General features: G+C 66.9%; 24 protein-coding genes. 14 read left to right on the top strand and 10 right to left on the bottom strand.

Going from position 1 to position 25,207, the window contains the following annotated elements; genetic code table 11:
- Window position 1: 1 nt before the first annotated feature.
- Window positions 2–1,627: a sulfate adenylyltransferase subunit CysN gene (cysN, locus tag ACR652_RS04525; protein WP_434505327.1), complete on the top strand. Its 1,626-nt coding sequence runs from the start codon at window positions 2–4 to the stop codon at window positions 1,625–1,627.
- 102 nt (window positions 1,628–1,729) lie between these two features.
- On the opposite strand, the gene ACR652_RS04520 is transcribed toward cysN, so the two are convergent.
- Together ACR652_RS04520 and ACR652_RS04515 are read right to left on the bottom strand one after the other, a co-directional pair.
- Window positions 1,730–1,858: a hypothetical protein gene (locus tag ACR652_RS04520; RefSeq protein WP_434505326.1), complete on the bottom strand. Its 129-nt coding sequence runs from the start codon at window positions 1,856–1,858 to the stop codon at window positions 1,730–1,732.
- 216 nt (window positions 1,859–2,074) lie between these two features.
- The gene (locus ACR652_RS04515; protein WP_434505325.1) at window positions 2,075–2,680 is read right to left on the bottom strand and encodes a L,D-transpeptidase; all 606 of its coding nucleotides are present in this window, start codon (window positions 2,678–2,680) and stop codon (window positions 2,075–2,077) included.
- A 256-nt stretch (window positions 2,681–2,936) separates the two neighbouring features.
- On the opposite strand from ACR652_RS04515, the gene ACR652_RS04510 reads away from it, so the two are divergent.
- Window positions 2,937–3,866, top strand: coding sequence for a histone deacetylase family protein (locus ACR652_RS04510; RefSeq protein ID WP_434505324.1), 930 nt, complete (start codon window positions 2,937–2,939; stop codon window positions 3,864–3,866).
- Window positions 3,867–3,947: 81 nt separating this feature from the next.
- Here ACR652_RS04510 and ykgO read toward each other — a convergent pair whose 3' ends face one another.
- From ykgO to ACR652_RS04490, 4 genes are all read right to left on the bottom strand, one after another.
- Window positions 3,948–4,073: a type B 50S ribosomal protein L36 gene (gene ykgO / locus ACR652_RS04505; RefSeq protein ID WP_036283477.1), complete on the bottom strand. Its 126-nt coding sequence runs from the start codon at window positions 4,071–4,073 to the stop codon at window positions 3,948–3,950.
- Window positions 4,074–4,215: 142 nt separating this feature from the next.
- Entirely contained in the window at window positions 4,216–5,478 is a 1,263-nt protein-coding gene (locus tag ACR652_RS04500; protein ID WP_434505323.1) for an NAD(P)/FAD-dependent oxidoreductase, read from the bottom strand.
- Window positions 5,479–5,565: 87 nt separating this feature from the next.
- Window positions 5,566–5,976: a hypothetical protein gene (locus tag ACR652_RS04495; RefSeq protein WP_434505322.1), complete on the bottom strand. Its 411-nt coding sequence runs from the start codon at window positions 5,974–5,976 to the stop codon at window positions 5,566–5,568.
- Entirely contained in the window at window positions 5,973–7,856 is a 1,884-nt protein-coding gene (locus ACR652_RS04490; RefSeq protein WP_434505321.1) for a methylmalonyl-CoA mutase family protein, read from the bottom strand. Before ACR652_RS04490 ends, ACR652_RS04495 begins: the two co-directional genes overlap by 4 nt.
- 251 nt (window positions 7,857–8,107) lie before the next feature.
- On the opposite strand from ACR652_RS04490, the gene ACR652_RS04485 reads away from it, so the two are divergent.
- The 8 genes from ACR652_RS04485 (at window position 8,108) to polA (ending at window position 16,914) form a co-directional block, all read left to right on the top strand.
- Entirely contained in the window at window positions 8,108–8,383 is a 276-nt protein-coding gene (locus tag ACR652_RS04485; RefSeq protein WP_434505320.1) for an acyl carrier protein, read from the top strand.
- Window positions 8,384–9,613 (top strand): beta-ketoacyl-[acyl-carrier-protein] synthase family protein, encoded by a 1,230-nt coding sequence (locus ACR652_RS04480; protein WP_434505319.1) that lies wholly within the window; start codon window positions 8,384–8,386, stop codon window positions 9,611–9,613.
- A complete protein-coding gene (locus tag ACR652_RS04475; RefSeq protein ID WP_434505318.1) occupies window positions 9,606–9,995 on the top strand; it encodes a hypothetical protein in 390 nt (129 codons plus the stop codon). Before ACR652_RS04480 ends, ACR652_RS04475 begins: the two co-directional genes overlap by 8 nt.
- Window positions 9,992–10,396: a MaoC family dehydratase gene (locus ACR652_RS04470; RefSeq protein WP_434505317.1), complete on the top strand. Its 405-nt coding sequence runs from the start codon at window positions 9,992–9,994 to the stop codon at window positions 10,394–10,396. Before ACR652_RS04475 ends, ACR652_RS04470 begins: the two co-directional genes overlap by 4 nt.
- A gap of 157 nt (window positions 10,397–10,553) precedes the next feature.
- The gene (locus tag ACR652_RS04465; protein WP_434505316.1) at window positions 10,554–11,345 is read left to right on the top strand and encodes an SDR family NAD(P)-dependent oxidoreductase; all 792 of its coding nucleotides are present in this window, start codon (window positions 10,554–10,556) and stop codon (window positions 11,343–11,345) included.
- Window positions 11,342–12,502 carry a glycosyltransferase gene (locus ACR652_RS04460; RefSeq protein WP_434505315.1) on the top strand — a complete coding sequence of 387 codons (1,161 nt, stop codon included), beginning with the start codon at window positions 11,342–11,344 and terminating at the stop codon, window positions 12,500–12,502. Before ACR652_RS04465 ends, ACR652_RS04460 begins: the two co-directional genes overlap by 4 nt.
- Before the next feature lie 5 nt (window positions 12,503–12,507).
- Window positions 12,508–13,818, top strand: a complete 1,311-nt coding sequence (locus ACR652_RS04455; protein ID WP_434505314.1) for a glycosyltransferase family 2 protein — start codon at window positions 12,508–12,510, stop codon at window positions 13,816–13,818.
- Between the two features lie 96 nt (window positions 13,819–13,914).
- On the top strand, window positions 13,915–16,914 hold the full coding sequence (polA, locus tag ACR652_RS04450; protein WP_434505313.1) for a DNA polymerase I: 3,000 nt from the start codon (window positions 13,915–13,917) through the stop codon (window positions 16,912–16,914).
- Window positions 16,915–16,939: 25 nt separating this feature from the next.
- On the opposite strand, the gene ACR652_RS04445 is transcribed toward polA, so the two are convergent.
- Window positions 16,940–17,581: a YqgE/AlgH family protein gene (locus ACR652_RS04445; protein WP_434505312.1), complete on the bottom strand. Its 642-nt coding sequence runs from the start codon at window positions 17,579–17,581 to the stop codon at window positions 16,940–16,942.
- Window positions 17,582–17,667: 86 nt separating this feature from the next.
- On the opposite strand from ACR652_RS04445, the gene ACR652_RS04440 reads away from it, so the two are divergent.
- Window positions 17,668–18,474 carry a protein-disulfide reductase DsbD domain-containing protein gene (locus tag ACR652_RS04440; protein WP_434505311.1) on the top strand — a complete coding sequence of 269 codons (807 nt, stop codon included), beginning with the start codon at window positions 17,668–17,670 and terminating at the stop codon, window positions 18,472–18,474.
- A gap of 95 nt (window positions 18,475–18,569) precedes the next feature.
- Here ACR652_RS04440 and ACR652_RS04435 read toward each other — a convergent pair whose 3' ends face one another.
- Window positions 18,570–21,281, bottom strand: coding sequence for a valine--tRNA ligase (locus ACR652_RS04435; protein ID WP_434505310.1), 2,712 nt, complete (start codon window positions 21,279–21,281; stop codon window positions 18,570–18,572).
- A 187-nt stretch (window positions 21,282–21,468) separates the two neighbouring features.
- On the bottom strand, window positions 21,469–22,752 hold the full coding sequence (gene eno, locus ACR652_RS04430) for a phosphopyruvate hydratase (protein WP_434505309.1): 1,284 nt from the start codon (window positions 22,750–22,752) through the stop codon (window positions 21,469–21,471).
- A 232-nt stretch (window positions 22,753–22,984) separates the two neighbouring features.
- On the opposite strand from eno, the gene ACR652_RS04425 reads away from it, so the two are divergent.
- The 3 genes from ACR652_RS04425 to ACR652_RS04415 all read left to right on the top strand — a co-directional run bounded on the left by ACR652_RS04425 (window position 22,985) and on the right by ACR652_RS04415 (window position 24,725).
- Window positions 22,985–23,755 carry a hypothetical protein gene (locus ACR652_RS04425; RefSeq protein WP_434505308.1) on the top strand — a complete coding sequence of 257 codons (771 nt, stop codon included), beginning with the start codon at window positions 22,985–22,987 and terminating at the stop codon, window positions 23,753–23,755.
- Between the two features lie 40 nt (window positions 23,756–23,795).
- Window positions 23,796–24,257, top strand: a complete 462-nt coding sequence (gene queF, locus ACR652_RS04420; protein WP_434505307.1) for a preQ(1) synthase — start codon at window positions 23,796–23,798, stop codon at window positions 24,255–24,257.
- A 246-nt stretch (window positions 24,258–24,503) separates the two neighbouring features.
- Window positions 24,504–24,725, top strand: coding sequence for a hypothetical protein (locus tag ACR652_RS04415; protein WP_434505306.1), 222 nt, complete (start codon window positions 24,504–24,506; stop codon window positions 24,723–24,725).
- On the opposite strand, the gene ACR652_RS04410 is transcribed toward ACR652_RS04415, so the two are convergent.
- Window positions 24,726–25,199, bottom strand: a complete 474-nt coding sequence (locus tag ACR652_RS04410; RefSeq protein ID WP_434505305.1) for an adenylyl-sulfate kinase — start codon at window positions 25,197–25,199, stop codon at window positions 24,726–24,728.
- Window positions 25,200–25,207 lie beyond the last annotated feature (8 nt).

The following is a 25,207-nucleotide window of genomic DNA, read 5'->3' as shown; positions in this document are numbered from 1 at the left end:
CATGCACGGCGTGGAGCTCATCGAAGCTGCTGCCCCGGCCGTCGCCGTGCGCGCCGACAAGCCGCTCCTGCGTTTCATCACCTGCGGCTCGGTGGACGACGGCAAATCCACGCTGATCGGGCGCCTGCTCTACGACGCCGACCTCGCCCCCGACGATCTCATCGCGGCGCTCGAGGCGGATTCGAAGAAGCACGGCACGCAGGGCGACGATCTCGATTTCGCGCTGCTGGTCGACGGCCTCGCGGCGGAGCGCGAGCAGGGCATCACCATCGACGTCGCCTATCGCTATTTCGCGACCGACAAGCGCAAGTTCATCGTCGCCGACACGCCCGGCCACGAGCAATATACGCGCAACATGGCGGTCGGCGCCTCGACTGCCGATCTCGCGATCCTGCTCGTCGACGCGCGCAAGGGCATTCTGCCGCAGACGCGCCGTCACAGCGTCATCACCTCCATGTTCGGCGTGCGCCATGTGGTCGTGGCCGTCAACAAGATGGACCTCGTCGACTACAGCGAGGAGACCTTCCGCAAGATCGAGGCGGATTTCCGCGAATTCGCCAAACATCTGCGCTTTGCGTCGGTCTATGTGCTGCCGCTGGTCGCCAAGGACGGCGACAATCTCGTGCATGGCGCGACGACCATGCCCTGGCACGACGGCCCGCCGCTTTTGACCTATCTCGAAGGCGTGGCGGTCGAGGATGTGATGCGCATCGCGCCGTTTCGCATGCCGGTGCAATGGGTCAACCGTCCCAACCTGGACTTCCGCGGCTTCTCGGGCTTCATCAGCGGCGGCAACATCCGCCCCGGCGACATCGTCCGCATCCTGCCGGACGGGCGTGACACCCGCATTTCGCGCGTCGTCACCTATGACGGCGATCTCGACAGCGGCGTGTCCGGCCAGTCTGTGACAGTCACCTTCAACGAAGAAGTGGATTGCTCGCGCGGCGATCTTCTGAGTTCGCCGGTCTCGCCCGCGAAAATCGGCGACCGGCTGGATGCGAAGCTCTTGTGGCTGGTGCGCGAGCCGCTCGCGGTCGGCAAGAATTATCTTCTCAAGATCGGGACGAAGACCACGCCGGCGAATGTGACCGGCGTCGACGCGCGCATCGAGATCGAGTCGGGGCTCGCCGCGCCGATCCGTGCAGGCGAAACGCTTGCCTTCAACGAGATCGGCGAGGCGAAGCTCTCGCTCGAAACCATCGTCGCCTGCGACCCCTATGTCGAGAACCGCGAGACCGGCGGCTTCATCCTCATCGACCGCATCACCAATGAGACGGTGGCGGTCGGCATGGTGAAGACGGTCGCCGCCTCCACGCGCCGCGTCGAGGCGCCGCTGACCGATCTCAGCTACGCCTCGATGGAAGGCGTCGAAATCGAGCCGGCGAGCTATCGCCCCGCGCCGAAGCGCAGCCTCGCAAAGGCCTTCTCATGGCTTCTGCCGGCGAGCGTGTCGACCTTCCTCGTGGTCCACGCCTTTGTCCGGGACGCGGGGATGGCGGCGGAGATCACCGGCGTGGAAATGGGTGTGATCTTCGCGCTCTATTATCTGCACGAGCGCTTCTGGACTCGTTATTCCTACGGGCTCGAAAGCCACAGGCAGGAGAGCGGGAACGATCCGGGACTCTGACGGCGCGGCGCGCATCCAGGGCGGAGACATCCATCTCCACCGCGCGGCGCCCGGACGGGCGGCGGACACAGCTTCGGGCCGCGTCCGGCGCCAATTCACGGCTTATTCGCAGATCGCGTAGCCGAAGCAGAAATCCTCGTCGCTGTCCGCGGGCTTCATCACCGAGGACGCGCTCGCGAAACTTGCCGCGAGCAATAAAACGATGAATCCAATGAGTGTCGACTTTCGCATCCCGCTCTCCTGCCCCTCGCGTTCCTTGCAATGAACTTTCATGAACTTTGTGACGACCACCCCCTGGACGTCACGCCGGATAACGCCCGTCTCTCGCGGCCGTTCCGTAAATAATCGCCAAGCTTGAAAAATTTTGGTGGAAATATGGCCGGCCGAAAATAAAGAGCCCTTCCCCCGAAGCCGGGGAAAGGGCTCGCTGATCGTGAAATCCGTCGTTTAGATCACGACGACCTTGGTGCCGACCTTCACGCGGCCGTAGAGATCGATGGCGTCGATGTCGCGCATGCGGATGCAGCCCGACGAAACGCCCTGCCCGATCTTCTCCGGCTCATTCGTGCCATGGATGCGATACATCGTATCCTTGCCGTCCTGATAGAGATAGAGGGCGCGCGAGCCGAGCGGGTTGTCCGGGCCGCCGGGAAGACCGCCGGCGTCGGCGGTCGGCTGAAGATGCGGCCAGCGCTCGAGCATGTCCTTGGGCGGGATCCAGCGCGGCCACTCCTGCATGCCGCCGACATAGGCGCGCCCGGTCCACCCCATGGCGTCCTGGCCGGTGGCCACGCCGTAGCGCACCGCCTTGCCGCCGGGCATGACGTAGTAAAGGTAATGCGCGCGGGAATCGACGACGATCGACCCGACCGGCTCGCTGGTCCTGTAATCAACAAGATAGCGTTCGAATTCCGAGCTGACCTGAGCCTTCGGGGCAAGCGCGAGAAATTCAGCGTCGCGGGCGGAAAGCCTGGGATCCGGCAGACGCGCGCCATAGCAGCCTGCGACCGCAAGCGCCGATAGCGACACTGCAAGCATATTCCTCAGCTTCATTACGAGCTCCTTTCCGCCGCCAGACGAGAGATTTAAATTTGCTTACCACGATCTTGCCCGAGACAATCCGCCTCATCGCCGCGCGGAGGCCGAATTTCTCCCGGTGTTGCGGGGGCGCCACGGAAAATGGAGGCGCGGCCTGCACCGCCTTTTTGCGTCGAAAGCCGCCTTCGTCTTTCATTTTTCATAGACATCGACCAAAATCGGCCCAATAAAAATGCAAGCCGCGAGTCGCGGCCGATAAAGCGGCGGGCTGGTGAAAACCCTTCTCTTCACGCATGCGAGCGGCCTCGAACACGAGATGGGTCCGGGGCATCCGGAGCGCCCGGACCGGCTGCGCGCGATCGAGCGCGAGCTCGAAGCGGAGACGTTTCAATATCTCACCCGCCTCGATGCGCCTCGCGCGGCCGCCACGGCGCTTCTGCGCGTGCATCCGGAGAGCTATCTCGCCGCGCTGGAGGAGGCTCAGCCCCGCGAGGCCTACGCCGCGCTCGACAGCGACACGGTGATGTGCCCCAAGACCCTCGAAGCCATTTGGCGCGCCGCCGGCGGCGCCGTCGCGGCCGTCGACGAGGTGATGCGGGGCGAGGCCGATACGGCGTTCGTGGCGACGCGGCCGCCGGGCCATCATGCCGGCGTGCGCAATCCGATGGGCTTCTGCTTCGTCAACAATGTCGCCATCGCCGCGCGCCACGCCCAGGCCGCGCATGGCGCCGAGCGCGTCGCCATCGTCGATTTCGACGTTCATCACGGCAATGGCACGCAGGATATTTTCTGGGCCGACGGCAGCGTGATGTTCTGTTCGACCCATCAGGCGCCGTTCTATCCCGGCACCGGCGGACCCAATGAGACCGGCGAGCACGACACGATCGTCAACGCGCCGTTGCGGGCCGGCGCCGCCGGCGACGCCTTCCAGGAAGCGCTCGTCGACAGAATCCTCCCCCGGCTGCGCGACTTCGGACCCGATCTCATCCTGATCTCGGCGGGCTTCGACGCGCATGAGCGCGATCCGCTCGGCGGCCTGCGGTTCAACGCGCAGGATTTCAGCGAGGCGACCAAGCGGCTGATGGACGTCGCCGACCGCAAATGCGGCGGGCGCGTCGTGTCGCTGCTGGAGGGCGGCTACGATCTCGAAGGTCTGGGCACGAGCGTCGCCGCCCATGTGAAGGCGCTGATGGGCGCCTGACGAGGGCGTACGAAAGACAAAAGCCGCGAGAGCGGGTCTCGCGGCTTTTGAAAACAGGCTCCGCCGTTTGGCGGAACGCGCTCAGCCCTGACGGGCCTTGTAGCGCTTCTGAACCTTGTTGATCACATAGACGCGGCCCTTGCGGCGCACGATCTGGTTGGCGCGGTGGCGCGAACGCAGGGACTTCAGGGAGTTGCGGACTTTCATCTGTCGATCCTCGGCAATAGAACACTGGCCGGGATGACGCCCAGCGCATTCGTTGGCGACGCCTATGCCAAATTTCCGCTCCCCGATCAAGCCTTGAAGCGTAAAAAGGCGTGGGGAATGGCGGGCCTCGATCCGATTGCGCTCACCGCGTGATCAGCCGCGCGCCCCGGTGAGAGGTGAAATAAGCGGCGATCCAGCTGATTGCGACGAAGAGCCGGCTGCGGAGATTGACCAGAAAATAGACATGGACGACGCTCCAGAAGAGCCAGCCGGGAAAACCCGTGAGCTCCAGTCGCCCAAGCTTCACGATGGCCGCCTTTCGGCCGATGGTGGCGAGGCTGCCGTGGTCGCGGTAGCGGAACGGCTTTCGCGGCGGCTGGCCGGCGAGGCACCTGCGGATCGCGCGGCCGGCGTACCAGCCCATCTGTTTCGCCGAGGCCGCCAGCGCCGGAACCGGCGCGCCATCCGGGCCTGTCGCCAGCGCGAGGTCGCCAACGATATGGACGCCCGGCAGGCCGGGCGCGGTCAGCTCCGGTCCGACCGGAATGCGTCCGCTGCGGTCGGACGGGAGGCTGAACCAGTTTGCCGCGGGCGAGGCGCGCACCCCCGCCGCCCAGAGAATGACGCCGGCCCCGATCGGCGCGCCGCCGGCGACCACCATCGTTTCCGAAATGCCTTCAACCGGCGTTCCTGTCCGCACATCGACGCCCATGCCGGCGAGAGCGTCGCGGGCGTAGCCGGAGAGCCGCTCGGGAAAGGCCGACAGGATGCGCGGCCCCGCCTCCAGCAGCAGGATGCGCGCCCGGCGCGGGTCGGCCCGGTGAAATTCTGGCGGCAGGGTGCGCCGCGCCAGCTCCGCGATGGCGCCCGCGAGCTCGACCCCGGTCGGCCCGCCGCCGACGATGACGAAGGTCAACAAACGCGCCCGCTCGTTTTCGTCGCAAGTCGCCTCGGCCTGCTCGAAGGCGGTGAGCAGACGGCGACGGATGTGCGTCGCGTCCTCGACGGATTTCAGCCCCGGCGCCAGACGCGCCCAGCTCTCGTGGCCGAAGTAGGAGTGGGTCGCGCCGGTGGCGACCACGAGATGGTCGTAGGGAAACTCCCCCGCGCCGGCTTTCACCACCCGGCGGGTCGTGTCCACGCCGTCGACGGCGAGCATCAGCACCGTCACGTCGTCCCGCCCGCGCATCACATAGCGGATCGGCCAGGCGACGTCGGGACCCGCCAGCGCCGCCGTCGCCACCTGATAGAGCAGCGGCTGGAAACAATGGTGGTTGGCGCCATCGAGGAGCAGGATTTGCGCGCCGCTTCCCTTCAGCGCCTGCGCCGCCGCAATGCCGGCGAAACCGCCGCCGATGATGACGACGCGGGGGCGGCCGTTTGGCGGCGACTGGGGCGCGGGCATGGTCAGGCGTCCGGATGTTTCGACTTCCGGTCACCTGGCCCAAGGGGACTCGATGGAAAGCGCGGCGGCGGGATTATTGCGGGGGGATTATTCCTGCGCCGCGCGCCAGGTTCCGCCGCACATGTCGGTGGAGGAGGACCAGGCGCCGGCGCCCCTGCCCGCCTTCAGCGTCCCGTGGAAGCGGGCGACATGCTCGCCCTCGCCGGTGAAGCGGGCGACGATATTGCCGTTCTCGTCGAGATAGCCCCAGGCCTGAACGGCGGAGCCCGCGACGCCCGCGAGCTTGTTCTCCGCGATGGTGAGGCTGGTCGGGATCAACGCCGGACAACTGCCGACGGTGGTGGACGCCTCCACGGCCCAGGAGCCGTTGGCGTCGCGGGCCTCGACAGTCTGGCGCGGCTGGGCCGTCGCCGCTTTCCGGTGCATGCGATGCTGCGGTTTCGCCAGAGCCCCGCTCGCCGCCAGACTCGCGGCGAGCGCCAACGCCCATAACCTCATTTCGCCTCCTCGAGCGCCCGCCGCAACACGTCAAACATGTCGCAGCCGACATAGATGAATCCGGTGACGCCAGCCTTCCGCAGCATCTCCTCCAGATCGCCCGGACGACCCGCCGAATAGAGGGTTGCGCCCGCGCCCTTCAGGGCGACGGCGGCCGGCTCGGCCGCGTCGGCGTAGATCTTGTCGGACGAGCACAGACAAGCGAGTTTCGCGCCAGAGGCGCGGAACGCCGCCGCGAGGTCGCCGGTCGACTGGGTCTCGGGGCCGAAAACGGCTTCGATTCCGCCCGCTTCGAAGAAGTTCTTGGCGAAATTGGCGCGGGCGGTGAAGGCCGCGACCGTGCCGAGATTGGCCAGAAACACCTTTGGGCGGGCGCCGCTTTTCTGGGCAAAGGCGTCGGAGTCGTCCCGCAGCCGCTCGAAGGGCTCGGACAGGCGATGCGGCGTCAGCGCCGCGCTCTTGGTCGCGCCGGCGGGCGCCTGGGCGCCCTGCCGCGAGGCGTCGAAGGGCGCGACGACATCCAGCGGCTTCTCGTGAATGTCCGGGAACTCGTTGGCCCCGATGACCTTTTCCTTCGCGCGCGCCACCCGTTTGGCGCGTTCGCCAGCGGTCGCGGCGACGCGGCCCTGGAAGCTTCCCTTTTCGAGCGCCGCCGGGAGCCCGCCCTCGGCCTCGATCTCCTGAAAGGCCGCCCAGGCGCGGTCGCAGAGATCCTGGGTCAGCGCCTCGAACCCGCCGGCGCCGCTCGTCGGATCGTCGACCACGTCGATGTGGGATTCGTCCTGCAACACGAGCTGCGTGTCGCGCGCGAGGCGGCGGGCGAAGCCGTCGGCAGCGCCGCTGGCCTGCGTGAAGGGCAGGACGGTGATCGTGTCGGCGCCGCCGACCGCCGCCGAGAAGGTCGCGAGCGTGCCGCGCAGAATATTGTTCCAGGGATCGCGGCGCGACATCATCCGCCACGCGGTTTCGGCGAAGATCAGGGCGGGCTTCGGCGCAAGGCCGCAGGCCTCCTCGACGCGCGCCCACAGGCGGCGCGCCGCGCGGAACTTGGCGACGCCCATGAATTCATCGGCGTCGGCCGCGAACCGCAATGCAATCAGCGACCGGGCGGTTTCGATATCGAGGCCATTGTCGGTCAGCGCGCGCAGATAGGCGACGGCGGCGGCGATCGCGAAGGCGAGCTCCTGCGTCTCCGAGCCGCCGGCGGCGTGAACCACCCGGGCGTCCGCAACGGCGGCGCCGGCGGCGTAGCCGGCCTTTGCAATGGTCGTCACGCTGTCCGCGAAGGTCTTCGCGCCCTGCGCCCAGGGGGCGGCGGCAAAGCCGTGCAGCGCCTGCAGGCCGAGCGGATCGAGGCCGAAGGAAATGCGCGTGATCGAGGGGTCGATATGATGGCCGTCGACGTGACGCATGATCGCCGCCGCCGCGTTGGGCGCGCGCGGGGACGCCTCGATCAGCACGGGGATGCCGTAATCGAGCCGAACGTTCGCCAGGAGATGGGCGATGGTCTCGTCGCTGTCGCTGGTCAGGCCGGCGCCATAGGCGCCCTGCGATCCGGCGAAGACGACATGCAGGCCGTCCGCGCCGCCCTCGAGGTCCTCGAGCGCGAAGCCATTGGCGGCCTCGGCGTCGGCGAGATCGACGCGGCCGAGGATCGACCAGCGGCCGGGCGTGCGGCGCAGGGCGCGCGGCGCCTCCGCCCGGGCGCGGGGGTAGAGCGGAGCGATGGCCGCGCCGTCACAGGTTTTGGAGACGAGCTGATCGAAGGAGCCGCCCTTCAGCGCCTTGTCGACGAGTTTGCGCCACTGGTCCTCTGTCGGCTGTGGAAAAACTCCGGCGATGGCTGTCTCATTGGCGCTCATTTGGACCTGACCCCTCATGTTTTGCGCGCCTTTTGCCATGAAGCGCCGGCTCAGGGAAGCGGGCGCCGCGCCGCAGCGACCCCGGCGGGCTTTATTTTCCCCGCCAAAACCCGTAACCAAGGCTTATCGCCCGCGCCGGGCGGGGAAGCGCCGGCGTGAGAGCCCCCGATCTGCGTCAATGCGCCGCGCGCGGCGCTCCAGCGTATCGCGCCGCGCGTGGCCCGCGTCCCTGGGCGGGACCGTTGAGCCCCTATAAACGGAGGGATTTCGTGACTGATACTGCGCAGGACATTGCCAAGCTCAAGGAAGAGATCATCGAGGTCATCGCCTCCGAGGGCATGGTCGACCGCAGCAAGGTGACGCCGGACGCCACCATCGAGAGCCTCGACCTCAAGTCCGTCGACATCGTGATGATCCTCACCGCGCTCGAGGAAAAGTTCAACGTCTACATCCCCATGGACGGCTCGCTGCAGGAAGCGAAGACGGTCGAAAGCCTGATCAGCGCGATCGCCGAGCACATCCAGAAAGAGCGCGAGACCCAGTAAATGGCCGTATCGCGAGGGGACCGGGGCCGCCGGGTGGTGGTCTCGGGGATGGGCGCGGTCTGCGCCTCCGGCGTCGGGGCGCGCCGCTTGTGGGAGGCCGCGCGCGGCGGGGCGTCCCAGATTCGTGAGCTGAAGACCGAGCGCCCCTATGACGGGCGCATCAGGATCGCCGCGCAGGTTCCGGATTTCGATCCGGCCGATCACATCGAGCCGAACGTGCTCCCCTTCTGCGATCCCTTCACCCAATTCGCCGTGGTCGCGCCCGACGAGGCGATGGCGCAGGCCGGATTCGGCCGCAAGGACATCGCCGGGCCGCGCACCGCCGTCATCATGGGCACCGGCATCGGCGGGATGACCACCATCGAGGACGGCATCTACAAATATTACGTCGAGCGCACCCGGCCCGAGACGCTGAGCGTGCCCAAGCTCATCCCCAGCGCCATGCCGACGACGCTCAGCGCCCGATTCTCGGCGCTGGGGCCGACCTTCGCCGTCGGCAGCGCCTGTTCGTCGGCGAGCCAATCGGTCGGCCTCGGGATGCAGATGATCCGCTCCGGCATGGTCGACCGCGCCATCGTCGGCGGCGCCGAGGCCTGCGTGATCAACGCCACCATCCGCGCCTGGGAAGGGCTGCGGGTGATGACCCCCAACCTCTGCCGCCCCTTTTCCAAGGGCCGCAACGGCATGTCGCTGGGCGAAGGCGCGGCGGTCTTCGTGCTGGAGACGGCCGAGGCCGCCCGCGCGCGCGGCCACGCGCCGCTCTGCGAGCTCGCCGGCTACGGCACGACGAGCGACGCCAAGGACCCCGTGCGCCCCGATCTCGACGGCGCGTCGAGCTGCGTCGCCATGGCCCTCGAAGACGCCGGGCTCGCGCCGCGCGACGTGCATTACGTCAACGCCCATGGCACGGCGACCCACGCCAACGACATCACCGAGTCGGAAGCCATCCTGCGCGTCTTCGGCGACTATGGGCGCGAGGTCCCCGTCTCCTCCACCAAGCCGATTCACGGCCATGCGCTGGGCGCGAGCGGCGGGCTGGAGCTCGCCATCACCATTTCCGCGCTGCGGGAGCAGATCGCGCCGCCGACGATCAACTTCCTGGAATTCGACCCGAGCTGCCCGATCAACGCCGTGCCCAATGAGGCGCGCCCGCACAGGATCGAGGCGGCGATTTCCAATTCCTTCGCCTTCGGCGGCATCAATGCGGTGCTGGTCGTGCGCCATGCCTGACGCGCTCTCGATCCTGGGACCGTTCCGTTTCCGCGTCGATCCGGAGCGCGCGGCGGCTTTCGCGCGCGAGATCGGCGCCGACGACGCGAGCGTCCCGCTCTCCTATCCGGCGGTGTGGATCGCCGATCCGAAACTGTTCGAGCCGGTGCGCGACCTCTGCGCGGCGGAGGGCGTCGTGCCCGTGCATGAGTCGCAGAGCTTCTCCTTTTGGGCGCCGTTACAGGCGGGCGCGGCCTATGACGTGATGGTCGCGTTGCGCCGCGAGGACGCCCCGCCCCGCCTCATCCTCGACGCGACTATCGCCGCCGGCGGCGAGACGGTGGCGAAAAGCGAGACCGTGCTGCGCCTTGTGCCGCGCGCGGGGTTTGGGGCCGCGCCATGAGCAGCGAGATCAGGATCGGCGACAAGCTGCCCGAAACGACCATCGGCCCCTTCGACGCAGCGGCGCTGACGCGTTACGCGGCGGTGTCGGGCGACGACAATCCGCTGCATCTCGACGACGCTCTCGCGGCGAAAATCGGCCTGTCGGCGCCGCCGGTCCATGGCATGAAGCTGCTCGCCGCCTTCGAGCCGATGCTCAAGGGCTGGCGCGCGGATCTGACGCTGGTCGGTCTGTCGGCCAAATTCATCCAGCCGATCCTGCGCGGCGAGACGGTGACGCTGTCGGGGCGGGTGCTGCGGGTCTCGGACAGCGAGATTTTCCTGCGCCTCTTCGCGCATGGGGCCGCGCGCGCGCCGGGCGTCATCGGCGAGGCGACGCTGCGGCGGGAGCAGCCGAAATGAGTGATGCGGCCTTGCCCCTCACCCCAACCCTCTCCCCGCCTTGCGGGAAGAGGGAGTTTGGCTCACGACCCGTCTTGCCGGCGACGTCTCTCCTCTCCCCGCTTGCGGGGAGAGGCCGGGTGAGGGGCGAGGCCGTATCGACGCGGGGCCGTTCGTCATGACCGCACGCCTCTTCATCACCGGCGCGTCATCGGGCATCGGCAGGGCCGTGGCGCTGGCCTATGCGGCCGATGGCGCAAGCCTCTTTCTGCTCGGCCGTGACCAAACCCGTCTGGACGCGAGCGCCGACGCCTGCCGCGCCGCCGGCGCGGCGGATGTCGCGACGGCTGTCGCCGACGTCCGCGACCGCGACGCGATGGCGCGGCTGGTCGAATCCGCCAACGAGACGCGGCCGATCGACATTCTGGTCGCCAACGCCGGAGTCGCGACCGGCCTCTCGCCGGGCCAGGTTCTCGAAACCCCGGAAGCCGTGCGCGCCATGATGGCCATCAATGTGAACGGCGTCTTCAACACGGTCGAGCCGGCCATCACCGCCATGTGCGCGCGCGGCGCCGGCCACATCGCTATCGTCGGCTCCATGGCCGGCGTGCGCAGCCTGCCCTATTCGCCCGCTTACTGCGCCGCCAAGGCGAGCGTGCACATGTGGGCCGATTGCCTGCGCGGGCGGCTCGCCGCGCATGGGGTCAGGGTGAGCCTCATCGTGCCGGGATTTGTGGAAACCCCCATGGCGGCGCGCACCAAATCCTGGCAGCCCGGCGCCATGTCGGATCAGCAGGCGGCGCGGATCATCAAGCGGGGGCTGGAGCGCCGGCGGCCTGTCATCGCCTTTCCACAATACATGTATTACGCCATGCGCTTCTTCACGCTCCTGCCGTCCGGCCTCGTCGACGGCGTCATGCGGCGCTTCCACGTCGAAGTGCCGGAAACAAGCGAACGCGAGGCTTCGTGAACGTCGATGAGATCCTGAGCTGGGCCGCCGCCGTTTACTGGTCCGTCGCCATGGCGCTTCTCCTGCTGTCGATCGGCGGGACGATTCTCCAGCCGAGGATCACGGCGCGGCGGGGGACGCGGCGGGATCGGCCGCCGGTCTCGATCATCCTGCCGGTGAAGCTCCTCGAAGAGGGATTCGAGCGCACGCAGGTCTCGGCCTTCGCGCAGGACTATCCGGAATTCGACGTGACCGTCTCTGCGACGGAGCCGGAGTCGCCGGCGGTGGCGAAAATGCGCGAGCTTTTCGCCCGCCACCCCGAGCGGCCGTCGCGAATCCTGCTGTCGACCGCCCGCTTCGCCGCGAGCCCCAAGGTCGACAATCTCTATGCGCCCTTCATGCAGGCGAGACATGACGTGATCCTGATGAAGGACGCCAATGTTCTGCTCGAACCCGACGCGCTCGCCGAACATCTACGCCAGCTCACCGACGAGGTGGGCCTCGTCTGCGCCATTCCCTATTGCGCGCGGCTCGACAATTTCGCGGCCCATGTCGAGGCGGCGGTCATCAACGGTCCGCATGCGCGCATGCTGTTTCTCGCCTCCTGTCTGGGACAGGGGCATGGCGTGGGGAAAATCATGCTCTTCCGCCGCTCCGACTTCCTGCGGGCGGGCGGCTTCGACGCCATTTCGCACACGGTGGGCGAGGACAACGCCCTCGCAAAGGCGATGCGGCGAATCGGCCGGCGCCCGGTTTTTTCGCACAGGCCGGTGCGTCAGGAACTCGGTTCGCGTGCGTTCAAGGACGTTTATCAACGACAATTGCGCTGGAGCGTCATCCGGCGCAACGACGAACTCCTGTCCTTTCTGCTTGAGCCGATTTGCCAGGCTTTTCCGGCAGTTATTGCTGGAGCGCTGGCGGCGCCGCTCATCGGCTGGACTCCGTTCTGTGGATTTGCGGCCACGTTTCTGGCCTGGTTCGCGCTGGAGACGTTGCTTTCCATGACCAAAGGATGGCAGTTATCCTACGCGGCGCCCACGGTTTTCGTTGTCCGCGAGGCGATGATGCTCGCGGTCTGGGTGAACGCCTGGATGACCGACAGGGTGGTCTGGGCGAAGGACAAAGTCCATGCGCGCGTCGCGGCGCAGCCGGCGCCTCCCGCGCAAGAAGAAGGATAACCTTTTTGCTGCTCGGACTTCTCCAGTTCCTGGTCGACGCTGTCGCCTATGTGTGCGTGCTGATCCTCGTGGCGATCGGCGCGGGCTATCTCGTGGTCATCGGGCGCTTCCTCTATGACTGGGCGCGCGGCGCGCGCGATCCCGAGGCCCCCGCCATCCCCGACGCCGACCTCCCGCATGTCCTGCTTCAGATCCCGGTCTTCAACGAGCCGCTGGTCACCGAGCAGTCGCTGCGCTGCGTGGCCCAGCTCGACTGGCCGAAGGACAGGCTGCGCATCCAGCTTCTCGACGACTCGACCGACGAGACGACGCCCCGCGCCGCGGCGGTCGCGGAGGAGCTGCGCGCCAATGGAACGATCATCGACCATGTGCGCCGCACGGATCGGTCCGGCTTCAAGGCCGGCGCCTGCGCCCATGGCCTCACGCTGACGAACGAGCCGTTCATCGCCATGCTGGACGCGGATTTCCGTCCGCCGGCGGATTGGCTGAGGCGCACCGTGCCGCTGTTCCTCAGCGACGCCCGGGCCGGCTTCGTGCAGTCGCGCTGCGAGTTCCAGAATTACGAGACGAATTGGCTGACACGCGCCCAGGGCCTGATCCAGGACGGCCATTACATGGTCGAGCAGCGCTCGCGGGCGCTCGCCGGATGGCTGTTCCAGTTTAACGGCACCGGCGGAATCTGGCGCCGCGCCACTGTCGAGGACGCTGGCGGCTGGTCGGATTATTCTCTTTGCGAAGACCTGGACCTGACGGTCCGCGCGGAATTGCAAGGCTGGCACGGGCTCTTCGTCTCCGAGCCGCCGATCCCCGGCCAGGTGCCGGACGGCATCCGCGACTTCCGCCGCCAGCAGCGACGCTGGTCCAACGGCTTCGTGCAGGTGGCGCAGAAGACCATTCTGCCGATCTGGGAGTCGGATTGGCCGCTGGTGAAACGCGTGATGGCGATTTCGCTCATCGCTCATCAGATTTTCTTCCCGGCGGCGGCGATCGGCCTCATCGCCTTCCTTGTCGGCGCGCTGCTGCATGGGTCGCTGGCGCCCTATTACGGGCTGATGGAGCTCGTGCTGTTCATGACGCTGCTGGTGGCGCTGGGCATCACGCTGGCGCCCTATCTGGCGCTGAAGCGCGGCACGGTCGTCGATTACGCCAAAACCGTGGGGTCGGTTCCGCCGCTGTTCATCTATCTGGCTTTCGCCAATGGCGCGAAAATCCTGCAAACCATCCGCGGCCGCAAATCGACGTTCAAGCGCACGCCCAAGCAGGAGACCGCGCCCGTGAGCGATGGGGCGCCCGCCGACGCCGAAGCCTCGGAGTAAGGGGCGCGCGGCGCGGAGCCGGCGCCCGCCCCCGACGGCCGTTTCTTCCCATCACGGGGAGCGACAGGGCGGGGGCTTTCCCGCTACAATGCGGCCATGACCCTCACGCACAAACAGGTCGGCCCCGGAAGCCACGTCTTTCTCGTCGACGGCTCGTCCTTTGTCTTTCGCGCCTATTTCCAGTCCATCCGGCAGGACGCGAAATACAACTATCGCTCCGACCGCCTCCCGACGGGGGCGGTTCGGCTGTTTTGCACCAAGATCCTGCAATTTGTCCGCGAAGGCGCGGCGGGGGTGAAGCCCACGCATCTCGCCATCATTTTCGACAAGAGCGAGAATTCCTTCCGCAAGGACATCTATCCCGACTACAAGGCGCATCGCACCGAGCCGCCGGAAGACCTCGTGCCGCAATTTCCGCTCATGCGCGCCGCCGTGCGCGCCTTCGGCCTCACGCCGATCGAGCAGGATGTCTATGAGGCGGACGACCTCATCGCGACCTACGCCGAGCAGGCGCGCCGCAAGGGCGCGGATGTGCTCATCGTGTCGGCCGACAAGGATCTGATGCAGCTCGTCGGCCCCGGCGTGACCATGTACGACCCCGCCTCGGGAACCGCCGGCGCGAAGGGCGCGCGCGAGGAGCGGCTGATCACCGAGGCCGAGGTCGTGGATTATTTCGGCGTCCCGCCCGGCAAGGTCGTGGACGTGCAGGCGCTCGCGGGCGATTCCACGGACAATGTGCCGGGCGCCAGGGGCATTGGCGTGAAGACCGCCGCCCAGCTCATCAACGAATATGGCGACCTCGACACGCTGCTGGAAAAGGCTCACGCGATCAAGCAGCCCAAGCGCCGTGAGACGCTGACCGACCCCGAGTCGGTGAAGCTCATCCGCCTGTCCAAAAGGCTGGTGGAGCTGGTGCGCGACGCGCCGGTCGAAACAAGCCTCGACGATCTTGGCCTGCACGACCCCGACGCGAAGAAGCTCGTCGCCTTCCTGCACGCGATGGAATTCACGACGATCACCCGCCGCGTCGGCGAACTCTATGGCGTCGACGCCAGCGAGGTGGAGCCGGACCCCGACTTCGTCGGCGCCGCCGGCTGGCGCGGGCGCAATGGCGAGGCGTCGGAGGCGCGTCCCGCCCCGGCGCCAACGGCCCCGGCGCCCACCGCCCCGACTGCGGCTGCGGAGGGCTTCGCGCCCTCGACGCTCGCCGCCGCCCGCAAGGCGCTGGCGCTGTCCTCGACGATCGACCGCGCGGCCTATGAGACGGTCACCAGCGCGGAGCGTCTCGACCAATGGATCGCGGACGCCTTCGCGGCGGGCGTGGTCGCGCTCGACACCGAGACGACCTCGCTCGACCCGATGAGCTGCGACCTTGTCGGCGTGTCGCTGGCGCTGGAGCCGGGCCGCGCCTGCTATATCCCCCTCCAGCATCGCGAGGGCGGAAACGGCGATCTCTTCGGCGGCGCCGATCTCCTCGCCGGGCAGTTGCCGCTCGCGACGGTGCTCGAAAGGCTGAAGCCGCTCTTCGAAAACGACGCGGTCCTCAAGGTCGCGCAGAACATGAAATATGATTTGCTCGTGCTCGCGCGCTACGGCGTCGCCGTCGCGCCGATCGAAGACACGATGCTGATGTCCTACGCGCTCGATACGGGGCGCAACAATCACGGCCTCGACGAGCTGGCGAAAAAACATCTCGGCCACGAAAACATCACCTTCGCGCAGGTCGCCGGCTCGGGCCGCACTTTCATCGGCTTTGCGCGCGTGCCGCTCGACCGGGCGACGGAATATGCGGCCGAGGACGCGGATGTGTCCCTGCGTCTGTGGCGCGTGCTGAAGCCGCGACTTGCGGCGGAGCAGAAGACAAGCGTCTACGAAACGCTCGAACGGCCGATGGTGGAGACGCTCGCGCGCATGGAGCGGCGCGGGATCACCATCGACCGCCAGATGCTGTCGCGCCTCTCCGGCGAATTCGCGCAGGACATGGCGCGGCTGGAGGCGGATATTTTCGAGCTCGCGGGCGAGAGCTTCAATCTCGGCTCGCCCAAGCAGCTGGGCGACATTCTCTTCGGCAAGATGGGCCTGCCGGGCGCGAAGAAGACCGCGACGGGCGCCTGGTCGACCTCGGCGAGCGTCCTCGAGGATCTCGCCGCCGAGGGCAATGCGTTCGCCCGCCGCATTCTCGACTGGCGCCAGCTTTCCAAGCTCAAGAGCACCTATGCCGACGCCCTGCCCGGTTTCGTGAACAAGGAGACCGGGCGCGTCCACACCTGCTATTCGCTGGCCGCGACGACGACGGGACGGCTGTCGTCCTCCGAACCCAATCTGCAGAACATCCCCGTGCGCAACGAGGCGGGGCGCAAGATTCGCAAGGCCTTCGTCGCCACGCCCGGGCATGTGCTGATCAGCGCCGATTACTCGCAGATCGAACTGCGCCTGCTGGCGCATATCGCCGACATTCCGCAGCTCAAGAAGGCCTTCGCCGACGATATCGACATTCACGCCATGACCGCCTCCGAGATGTTCGGCGTGCCGGTGAAGGAAATGCCGCCGGAGGTCCGCCGCCGCGCCAAGGCGATCAATTTCGGCATCATCTATGGCATATCAGCCTTCGGCCTCGCCAATCAGCTGTCCATTCCGCGCGAGGAAGCCGGCGCCTATATCAAGCGCTATTTCGAGCGCTTCCCCGGCATTCGCGACTATATGGACGCGACGAAGAAGCTGGTGCGCGAGAAAAATTGCGTAACCACCATCTTCGGCCGCTCGCTGCATTTCCCGCGCATGGCGTCCGCCAATGCGTCGGACCGCGCCTTTTATGAGCGCGCCGCGATCAACGCGCCCATCCAGGGCGCGGCCGCCGACATCATCCGCCGCGCCATGGGGCGCATGGACGCCGCTTTGTTTCAGGCCGGGCTCTCCGCGCAAATGCTGTTGCAGGTGCATGACGAACTGGTGTTCGAGGCGCCGGCGGAGCAGGCCGACGCGACGATCGCCGTCGCGCGCCGGATCATGGAGCAGGCGCCGCTGCCGGCCATCGCGCTGTCCGTGCCGCTGAAGGTCGACGCACGCGCGGCGCAGAATTGGGATGAGGCGCACTGAGCCGCCCGCGCCAGGGCGTCAGGGGTCAGGCGTGCCCGGCGGTCGAGGACAGGCGCTCCAGATCAATGCCCATGGAGCGCAGCGCGCGCGTGTATTTGCCCGCAAGGTCGCGGTCGAAGAGCAGGGACGGATCGGCGGGGCAATGCAGCCAGCCGTTGCGCTGGATTTCATCCTCGAGCTGGCCGGCGTCCCAGCCAGCGTAACCGAGCGCCAGCACGGCGCGGTTGGGGCCTTCCCCGGCGGCGATGGCGCGCAGAATGTCGACGGTCGCGGTCAGCGACACGCCGTCGTCGATCGGCAGAGTGGAGTTGTCGAGAAAGAAGTCCGGCGAATGCAGCACGAAGCCGCGGTCGGTCTGCACCGGACCGCCGGAGAGGACCTGAATCTCCTCGGCGCCGCGCGGCAGGCTGATGCGCTCCTGCGGCGCGATCACCTGCAACTGCACCAGAAGATCGGGGAAGTTCTTCACCCGCGCCGGCTGATTGACGACGATGCCCATCGCGCCTTCTTCCGAATGCGCGCAGAGATAGATGACGGAGCGGGCGAAGCGCTCGTCCATCATGCTCGGCATGGCGACCAAAAGCTGCCCGTCGAGAAAGCGTCGTTCGCCGCCTCCCGCAAAGCGCCCCGGCCTCGCCGCTTCTTGCTTCCTGTGCACCGCGCTCATAGGGTCATGCTACGCCCGCTACGCCCCCTTCACAAGAGGCGTGCGAAAACATCCGGTTCGTCCCCTCGCAGAAAACCGCAACGTCCATGTCGATATTGAAATTCCCCCAACGCGCCCCCGCGGTCGCGCTTGCCGCGCTCATCGCCGCTTGCGCGCTCTCGCCGTCACGCGCCGCCTCCGCCGAATTCGCGACCGCGCCCGCCAGCGGCAGCGTCTCGCAGGTCCGGCTGCTTTCCGCCGGGCCGCTCGCGGAGGGCGCCTATCGCGCGGGGGTCGAGATCAGCCTGACGCCGAAGACGGTCACCTATTGGCGTCAGCCCGGCGAGGCCGGCTCGCCGCCCGTCTTCGATTTCTCCAAATCCGTCAATGTCGCGAAGGTCGAGACTCAGTACCCGGCCCCCAAGCGCATCGACGAGGCCGGCACGGTCGTGGCGGGCTATGACGAGACGGTCATCTTCCCGCTGAAAGTCACGCCGAAGGACCCGGGCGCGCCTGTGACGCTGGAAATGCATCTCGATTACGCCGCCTGCGGCAAAATCTGCCTGCCGGCGAAAGCGGACCTCTCGCTCGCCCTGCCGCAGTCGGGCGCCTCCCCCTTCGCCGTCGCCATCGCCGCCGCTGAAAAGCGCGTGCCGGTCCGGCTCGGCGCGGCCGAGGCGAAGAAGCGTTTCAAGCTGACGAAAACCGGGGACGGCGCCTGGCGCCTGAAGGCCGGCGCGGCGCAGGACGTCTTTGCGGAGGTTGCCGAGCCGCTCTTCATCGAGAGCAAGCGCGAGGGCGCCGATTTCGCGCTGACGCTGTTCTCGACCGGCGAGCAGCCGAAGTCCGCCGACGCGACGTTGACGGTCGTCACCGACAAGGGCGCCTTCGAGGCGCCCGTGCGTCTGGAGTAGAGAGCGGCATGGCCCCCTCCCCGACCCTCCCCCGCTTCGCGGGAGAGGGGGCGGATCGTGGCCTTCATCGAGAATGCTGATCGGGCGCGGGGGCTCTACCCCAGCCGCCCCAGCGCCGCCGTCAGCTTCTCGATGCGCGCCAGCGCCTCGTCGCGGCGCTCCTTGTGTTCCTCGATCACGTCGTCGTCGGCCTTGGCCATGAAGCCGGGGTTGCCGAGCTTCGCCTCGACCTTCTTCACCTCGCCTTCGAGCTTGCCGATCTCCTTGGCGAGGCGGGCCTTTTCCGCCGACAGGTCGATCACGCCCTCGAGCGGAATGGCGACCACGCTTCCACGCACGATGATCTGCGCGGACGACTTCGGCGCGGTTTCCGCGAAGCCGATGCGCGACAGGCGCGCGAGCTTGCGCAGCGTCTCGTCCCAGCGCGCGGCGCGCGACGTCACGCCCACATCGGCGCCGATCAGCAGCAGCTCCGTCTCGCTCGTCAGATTCATTTCGGCGCGCAGCGAGCGGATTTCCGAGACCAGATCGACCACCCAGCCGATTTCGCTCTCGGCCTCGGAATCTTCGAGACCGTGCAGCTCCGGCCATTCGGCGAGCGCGAGGAGGCTCTCGCGCGCCGGGCCTTCGGCGCCCTTGATCGCCCACAGCTCTTCCGTGATGAAGGGCATGAAGGGATGCAGCAGCGCATAGATCTGGTCGAGCACGAAGGCGGTCGTCGCGCGCGTCTCGTCCTTCTCGGGACCGTCCGCGCCCATGAGCAGCGGCTTGGTCAGCTCCACATACCAGTCGCAGAACACGTTCCAGACGAAGCGGTAGGCGGCGGCGGCCGCGTCGTTGAAGCGATAGGCGTCGATCGCCGCGCTCACGTCGTGCACGGTGCGCGCCGCCTCGCCGACGATCCAGCGGTTGAGCGTGACCTGATTGGCGCGCGGATTATAGCCGGAGACGCGCGCGCAGCCGTTCATCTCGGCGAAGCGCGAGGCGTTCCAGAGCTTCGTCGCGAAATTGCGATAGCCTTCGACGCGCTGGGTCGAGAGCTTGATGTCGCGCCCCTGCGCCGCCATCGCCGCGAGCGTGAAGCGCAAGGCGTCCGCGCCATAGTCGTCGATGAGATGCAGCGGGTCGATAACATTGCCCTTCGACTTCGACATCTTGGCGCCCTTCTCGTCGCGGACGAGGGCGTGGATGTAGACGTCGCGGAAGGGAATCTCCTTCCTGAAGTGCAGCCCCATCATCATCATGCGGGCGACCCAGAAGAAGATGATGTCGAAGCCCGTGACCAGCACATTTGTGGGATAGAAGCGCGCGAGCTCCGGCGTCTCGTCCGGCCAGCCGAGCGTCGAGAAGGGCCAGAGCGCGGAGGAAAACCAGGTGTCGAGCACGTCCTCGTCGCGAGTCAGCGCCACATCGGCGCCGGTGCGATAACGCGCGGCGGCGTGCGCCGCCTCCTCGCTCTCCTCGACATAGACATTGCCGTCGGCGTCGTACCACGCCGGAATGCGATGGCCCCACCAGAGCTGGCGCGACACGCACCAGGGCTGGATGTTTTCGAGCCATTCGAAATAGGTCTTTTCCCAGTTCTTCGGCACGAATGTCGTGGCGCCCTCCCGCACGGCGGCGAGCGCCGGCTGGGCGAGCGTCTTCGCGTCGACATACCACTGGTCGGTGAGGCGCGGCTCCAGCACCGCCTGCGAACGGTCGCCATGCGGGACCATGTGCTTGTGGTCGTCGATGCCGTCGAGAAGCTCGCGCGCCTCCATCATTTCGACAACGCGCTTGCGCGCGGCGAAACGATCCAGCCCGTCGAGCGCGGCGACCGTGGCCGCCAGCTCTTCCGAAGGCTCCACGCCCTCGTGGAATTCGGCGTTGGCGCCGAGCGTCATGCGCGCCTGCGAGTCGAGCACGTTCACGAGCCGCAGGCCATGCCGCTTGCCGACCTCGAAATCGTTGAAGTCATGCGCGGGGGTGATCTTCACCGCGCCCGTGCCCTTCTCGGGATCGGAATACTCATCGGCGACAACCGGAATGAAGCGCCCGACGAGCGGCAGGCGCAGGCGCTTGCCGACAAGCGCATTGTAGCGTTCATCTTCGGGATGCACGGCCACCGCCGTGTCGCCGAGCATGGTCTCGGGGCGCGTCGTGGCGACGACGATGAACTCGCCCGTCTCCTTCCCGGCGTCGTCGACGACCGGATATTTGAAGCGCCACAGATGGCCCTTCACCTCCTGCTGGAGCACTTCGAGATCGGAGATCGCCGTATGCAGCACGGGGTCCCAGTTGACGAGGCGCTTGTCCTTGTAGAGCAGACCATCGCGATAAAGCTGCACGAAGACTTTCACGACGGCGCGCGACAGACCCTCATCAAGGGTGAAACGCTCGCGCGACCAGTCGCAGGACGCGCCGAGGCGCTTGAGCTGCTCGACGATCTTGCCGCCGGATTCGGCCTTCCACGCCCAGACGCGTTCGAGAAACCTCTCGCGGCCCATGTCGCGGCGGCCGGGCTCCTGACGCTCCATGAGCTGGCGCTCGACCACCATCTGCGTGGCGATGCCGGCGTGATCCGTACCCGGCTGCCAGAGCACGTCCTCGCCCTTCATGCGGTGATAGCGCACGAGAATGTCCTGCAACGTATTGTTGAGCGCATGGCCCATGTGCAGGCTGCCGGTGACGTTCGGCGGCGGGATGACAATGGAATAGGGCGCGGCTTTCGCGCGCTCGGGGCGCCCGGCGCGAAACGCGTGGGCGTCCTCCCATGTCTGGCGGATGCGGCTCTCGATGGAGCGGGGATCGAAGGTTTTTTCCATTGTCATAACTTCAAGGCCGCGGGCTTGGTCACAAAAATTCCTCCCCTTTACGGGGAGGGTGGCCCGGCGAAGCCGGGTCGGGTGGGGTAGCCGCTTGAGCGAAAACGAGGCCGGACCCCACCCGGCTCGCTGCGCTCGCCACCCTCCCCGTAAAGGGGAGGGATTGGAGCAAAAAGATCGCGGCTTGTTACGCCAGCGCCTTCAGCGCGCTCTTGCCGGCGTAGACGGCGGCGTCGCCCAGCTCTTCCTCGATGCGGATGAGCTGGTTGTATTTGGCGGTGCGGTCGGAGCGGGCGAGCGAGCCGGTCTTGATCTGACCGCAGTTCAGCGCGACGGCCAGATCGGCGATGGTCGAATCCTCCGTCTCGCCCGAGCGATGCGACATCACGGTCGTGTAGCCGGCGCGATGCGCCATATCCACCGCCGAAATCGTCTCGGTGAGCGAGCCGATCTGATTCACCTTCACAAGGATCGAATTGGCCGTGCCGGTCTTGACGCCCTGCGACAGGCGCGTGACATTGGTGACGAAAAGATCGTCGCCGACGATCTGCACCTTCTTGCCGATGGCGTCGGTGAGCTTCTTCCAGCCTTCCCAATCGTCCTCGGACATGCCGTCCTCGATGGAGACGATCGGATAGGTCTCCGACAGCTTCTTGAGATAGGCGACCTGCTCGTCGATCGTGCGCGTCACGCCCTCGCCTTCATAGACATATTTGCCGTCCTTGAAGAACTCCGTCGCGGCGCAGTCGGCGGCGAGATGCACGTCGACGCCCGGCTTGAAGCCCGCCGTCTCGATCGCCTTCATGACGAAATCGAGCGCGGCTTCGGCGGACGGAAGATTCGGCGCGAAGCCGCCCTCGTCGCCGACCGAGGTGGAGTGACCCGCCTTCTTCAGCGCGCTCTTCAGCGTGTGGAAGATTTCGGCGCCCCAGCGGATCGCGTCGCGGACATTGTCCGCGCCCGTCGGCATGATCATGAATTCCTGGAAGTCGATGGGGTTGTCCGCATGGACGCCGCCATTGACGATGTTCATCATCGGCGTCGGCAGGACGCGCGCCTGCGTGCCGCCGATATAGCGATAGAGCGGCAGGGCGGAAGCCTCAGCGGCGGCCTTGGCGACGGCGAGCGAGACGCCCAGAATGGCGTTGGCGCCGAGACGCGCCTTGTTCGGCGTGCCGTCGAGCTTGATCATCGCCTGGTCGATGCTGACCTGATCCTCTGCGTCGAGGCCGAGCAGAGCGCCGGCGATCTCGTCGTTCACATTGTCGACCGCCTGAAGCACACCCTTGCCGAGGTAGCGCTTGGGATCGCCGTCGCGCTTTTCGACCGCCTCATGGGCGCCGGTCGAAGCGCCGGAGGGAACCGCCGCGCGGCCGGAGGAGCCGTCCTCGAGCGTCACATCGACCTCGACGGTCGGATTCCCGCGCGAGTCGAGAATTTCACGGGCGTGGATGTCGATGATCTCGGTCATATAGAGGCCTCTTTTGAACGCGGCGCGGAGCAGCGCCGCCTTTTAGCCTTATTAGGCGACATGGGAAAGCCTTGGCGTTATCATTTCCCGCTCCCGCCGGCGAGCGGCCGGGGAAGCGGTTGACTGGCGAAGGCGGCCCGTTACCTTGAGCTTTATCAAGTCCAGACGCGAAGAGAACGCTCTCGGAAAGTCCTCTCGCGACGAACATAAGAACAAATGCGGGAGAGGAAACATGGCTTTCAGCAGCAGGGAGCTGGCGCTCGCCGCGGCGGCGCTCGTCGCGGCGTGCCAGGGCGCGGCATGCAACGGCGCGGCGGCCCAGACCGCGGAGCATGTCGCGGCGGTCAAGGCCGTTTTCGACAAATCGCCGGTCCGGGCGGGGGCCTGTGCGCCGGTCACGGAAGATTTCGACGGCTGGCCGGCGGCGCTGACGCAGCGCTGCGACTATCCGCAGGGCGTCGCCTATGTGCTCGACGTCAAGCCCGAGATCATGGCGAAATGGATCGAGACCGGGTGCGCGGCGCATATGTCCGGGGTCGGCGCCTGTTTCGACCGCATGCTCAAATGCGCGGTCGAGAAGTCCAACGCGACCTTTGTGATCGGCGGGAATCTCGCGGCGCCCCGCAAGGGCGCGGTGACCAATTTGTTCTACCGCAACGGCGTGGTCGTCGCCGCGCCGCAGAACGGCAAGGCCGACCCGGTCCCGGTCGAGGAGCAGGAGAAGCTCGCGCGCCTGCCCGAGGGCGGCGTCGAGGCGATGCCCGGCGGCGGCCCGGTCGCCTTCTGGCACACGATGCCGCATCAATTCGCGGTGAAGGCCATCGACCTCGGCGTGCCGGCCGAGATGAACACGCCCGACCGCCGGCAGAAATGGCTGGAAATCATCCGCACGGAAATGCAGGCGGCGCTGAAGACCGACGGCAATCGCTTCCTGTCGGGCTGGATGACCGCGCACCCGATCACGCTGCGGACCGGCGAATGCGCCGACGACCGGGACCCCTGACGAGCTTGACGGGCGGAGCCGGGCGTTATCTTTAGCCCTCATGACCAAAATCCATGAGGGCGCGGCGCTTCTCGGCAAGCAGACCGCGCTGCCCGCCTCGCCCGACGTCGCCGAACTCGATCTCGTGCCCAATCCGCACAGGGACGCGACCTATCTGGTGCGCTTCACCGCGCCGGAATTCACGTCGCTCTGCCCCGTGACCGGCCAGCCGGATTTCGCCCATATCGTGATCGACTACGTTCCCGCCGACTGGCTGGTCGAATCCAAGGCGCTGAAGCTCTATCTCGGAAGCTTCCGCAACCATGGCGCCTTTCATGAGGACTGCACGGTGCGCATCGGGCGCGACCTCGTCGCGGCCATGAAGCCGAAATGGCTGCGCATCGGCGGCTACTGGTATCCGCGCGGCGGCATTCCGATCGACGTGTTCTGGCAGACCGGCGCGGCCCCCGACGGCTTGTGGCTGCCGGATCAGGGCGTGCCCCCCTATCGCGGGCGCGGATAAGCGCGCGCCGGGAAACCGAAAGCCTGCCAGCCTTTGATCTGACGAGACCGCGGTTGCGACGTCCGGGCGAAGGCGTCTGCGCACCGATAGACTCGGCCGCCCCGCGAGAGCGCCGATTCGCAGCAAATCCTTTATGCCACGAAAATATTTGGAAAATATTCACCCGATTGACAACGCGATTTTTTGCCGTCACGCTCGCGCCGCGTAAAGGTCATAACTCGATACATACGCGAAGCGGTGAGCCCCATGATCTATCTTTTGGAGCTTTCGTTGCTGCTCGGATTGCTGTTTCCGCTCTTCGTCTTCTCCGGGGAGCTGCGATTCGCGTATTCACAGGCAGGATTGCTTGTCGCGGCTCGCGTCTGGTTCTTTTATGCTTTCTTCTCCTTTGTCGTCTGCGTATTCCTGTCCTACGGAATTGTGGAGATGAACAAACAGCCGGCCATGACGTCCGGCTATCAGGACTGATCAGGCGGGGCAGATGTCCCGGAGCAGTCTGGTCATGGCGGGCGTCTCCTCCCCGCGCAGATGACGCGCGATCCGCCCGGCCCAGACCTCTGGCGCGCCCTCCGCGCCGATGCGGACGTCCCAGCGCTCGGGCGGCACAAAGAGACGGTTTGTGTCCGCGAAACGGCCTTCCGAGATCCGGTCGAGCCAGATCACGAAAGCGTCGCCGAAGGCCGCGCGGGTCTCGGGTGTCGGGCAGATGAAATCCGCGAGGGCCGAATGGCCGGCGGCGAGCACCTGATCGCACAGCCAGCCCATGCGGCGGGCGTGCTCGATCCGGTCGTCGACGCCATAGCCCAAATCCCGGTTGATATTCTGCCGGACGGCGTCGGCGTTGAACCAGACCGCCCCGAGCTTGGGCGCCAGGGCGCGCGCAAGCGTCGTCTTCCCCGCGCCGGGAAGGCCCATGACCAGAATCTTGCGGGAAAGCGGCATCGGGGCTC

Origin of the sequence: Methylocystis sp. (assembly GCF_051061225.1) — a bacterium.
Classification (GTDB): Bacteria; Pseudomonadota; Alphaproteobacteria; order Rhizobiales; family Beijerinckiaceae; genus Methylocystis.
This window is presented reverse-complemented; position numbering and strand designations above follow the sequence as displayed.

What these genes read in the sequence shown, in the direction of transcription:
- cysN (WP_434505327.1), top strand. Translation starts at nt 2, where the DNA reads ATGCACGGCGTGGAGCTCATCGAAGCTGCTGCCCCGGCCGTCGCCGTG.
- ACR652_RS04520 (WP_434505326.1), bottom strand. Translation starts at nt 1,858, where the DNA reads ATGCGAAAGTCGACACTCATTGGATTCATCGTTTTATTGCTCGCGGCA.
- ACR652_RS04515 (WP_434505325.1), bottom strand. Translation starts at nt 2,680, where the DNA reads ATGAAGCTGAGGAATATGCTTGCAGTGTCGCTATCGGCGCTTGCGGTC.
- ykgO (WP_036283477.1), bottom strand. Translation starts at nt 4,073, where the DNA reads ATGAAAGTCCGCAACTCCCTGAAGTCCCTGCGTTCGCGCCACCGCGCC.
- ACR652_RS04500 (WP_434505323.1), bottom strand. Translation starts at nt 5,478, where the DNA reads ATGCCCGCGCCCCAGTCGCCGCCAAACGGCCGCCCCCGCGTCGTCATC.
- ACR652_RS04495 (WP_434505322.1), bottom strand. Translation starts at nt 5,976, where the DNA reads ATGAGGTTATGGGCGTTGGCGCTCGCCGCGAGTCTGGCGGCGAGCGGG.
- ACR652_RS04490 (WP_434505321.1), bottom strand. Translation starts at nt 7,856, where the DNA reads ATGAGGGGTCAGGTCCAAATGAGCGCCAATGAGACAGCCATCGCCGGA.
- ACR652_RS04480 (WP_434505319.1), top strand. Translation starts at nt 8,384, where the DNA reads ATGGCCGTATCGCGAGGGGACCGGGGCCGCCGGGTGGTGGTCTCGGGG.
- ACR652_RS04475 (WP_434505318.1), top strand. Translation starts at nt 9,606, where the DNA reads ATGCCTGACGCGCTCTCGATCCTGGGACCGTTCCGTTTCCGCGTCGAT.
- ACR652_RS04470 (WP_434505317.1), top strand. Translation starts at nt 9,992, where the DNA reads ATGAGCAGCGAGATCAGGATCGGCGACAAGCTGCCCGAAACGACCATC.
- ACR652_RS04465 (WP_434505316.1), top strand. Translation starts at nt 10,554, where the DNA reads ATGACCGCACGCCTCTTCATCACCGGCGCGTCATCGGGCATCGGCAGG.
- polA (WP_434505313.1), top strand. Translation starts at nt 13,915, where the DNA reads ATGACCCTCACGCACAAACAGGTCGGCCCCGGAAGCCACGTCTTTCTC.
- ACR652_RS04445 (WP_434505312.1), bottom strand. Translation starts at nt 17,581, where the DNA reads ATGAGCGCGGTGCACAGGAAGCAAGAAGCGGCGAGGCCGGGGCGCTTT.
- ACR652_RS04440 (WP_434505311.1), top strand. Translation starts at nt 17,668, where the DNA reads ATGTCGATATTGAAATTCCCCCAACGCGCCCCCGCGGTCGCGCTTGCC.
- ACR652_RS04435 (WP_434505310.1), bottom strand. Translation starts at nt 21,281, where the DNA reads ATGGAAAAAACCTTCGATCCCCGCTCCATCGAGAGCCGCATCCGCCAG.
- eno (WP_434505309.1), bottom strand. Translation starts at nt 22,752, where the DNA reads ATGACCGAGATCATCGACATCCACGCCCGTGAAATTCTCGACTCGCGC.
- ACR652_RS04425 (WP_434505308.1), top strand. Translation starts at nt 22,985, where the DNA reads ATGGCTTTCAGCAGCAGGGAGCTGGCGCTCGCCGCGGCGGCGCTCGTC.
- queF (WP_434505307.1), top strand. Translation starts at nt 23,796, where the DNA reads ATGACCAAAATCCATGAGGGCGCGGCGCTTCTCGGCAAGCAGACCGCG.
- ACR652_RS04415 (WP_434505306.1), top strand. Translation starts at nt 24,504, where the DNA reads ATGATCTATCTTTTGGAGCTTTCGTTGCTGCTCGGATTGCTGTTTCCG.
- ACR652_RS04410 (WP_434505305.1), bottom strand. Translation starts at nt 25,199, where the DNA reads ATGCCGCTTTCCCGCAAGATTCTGGTCATGGGCCTTCCCGGCGCGGGG.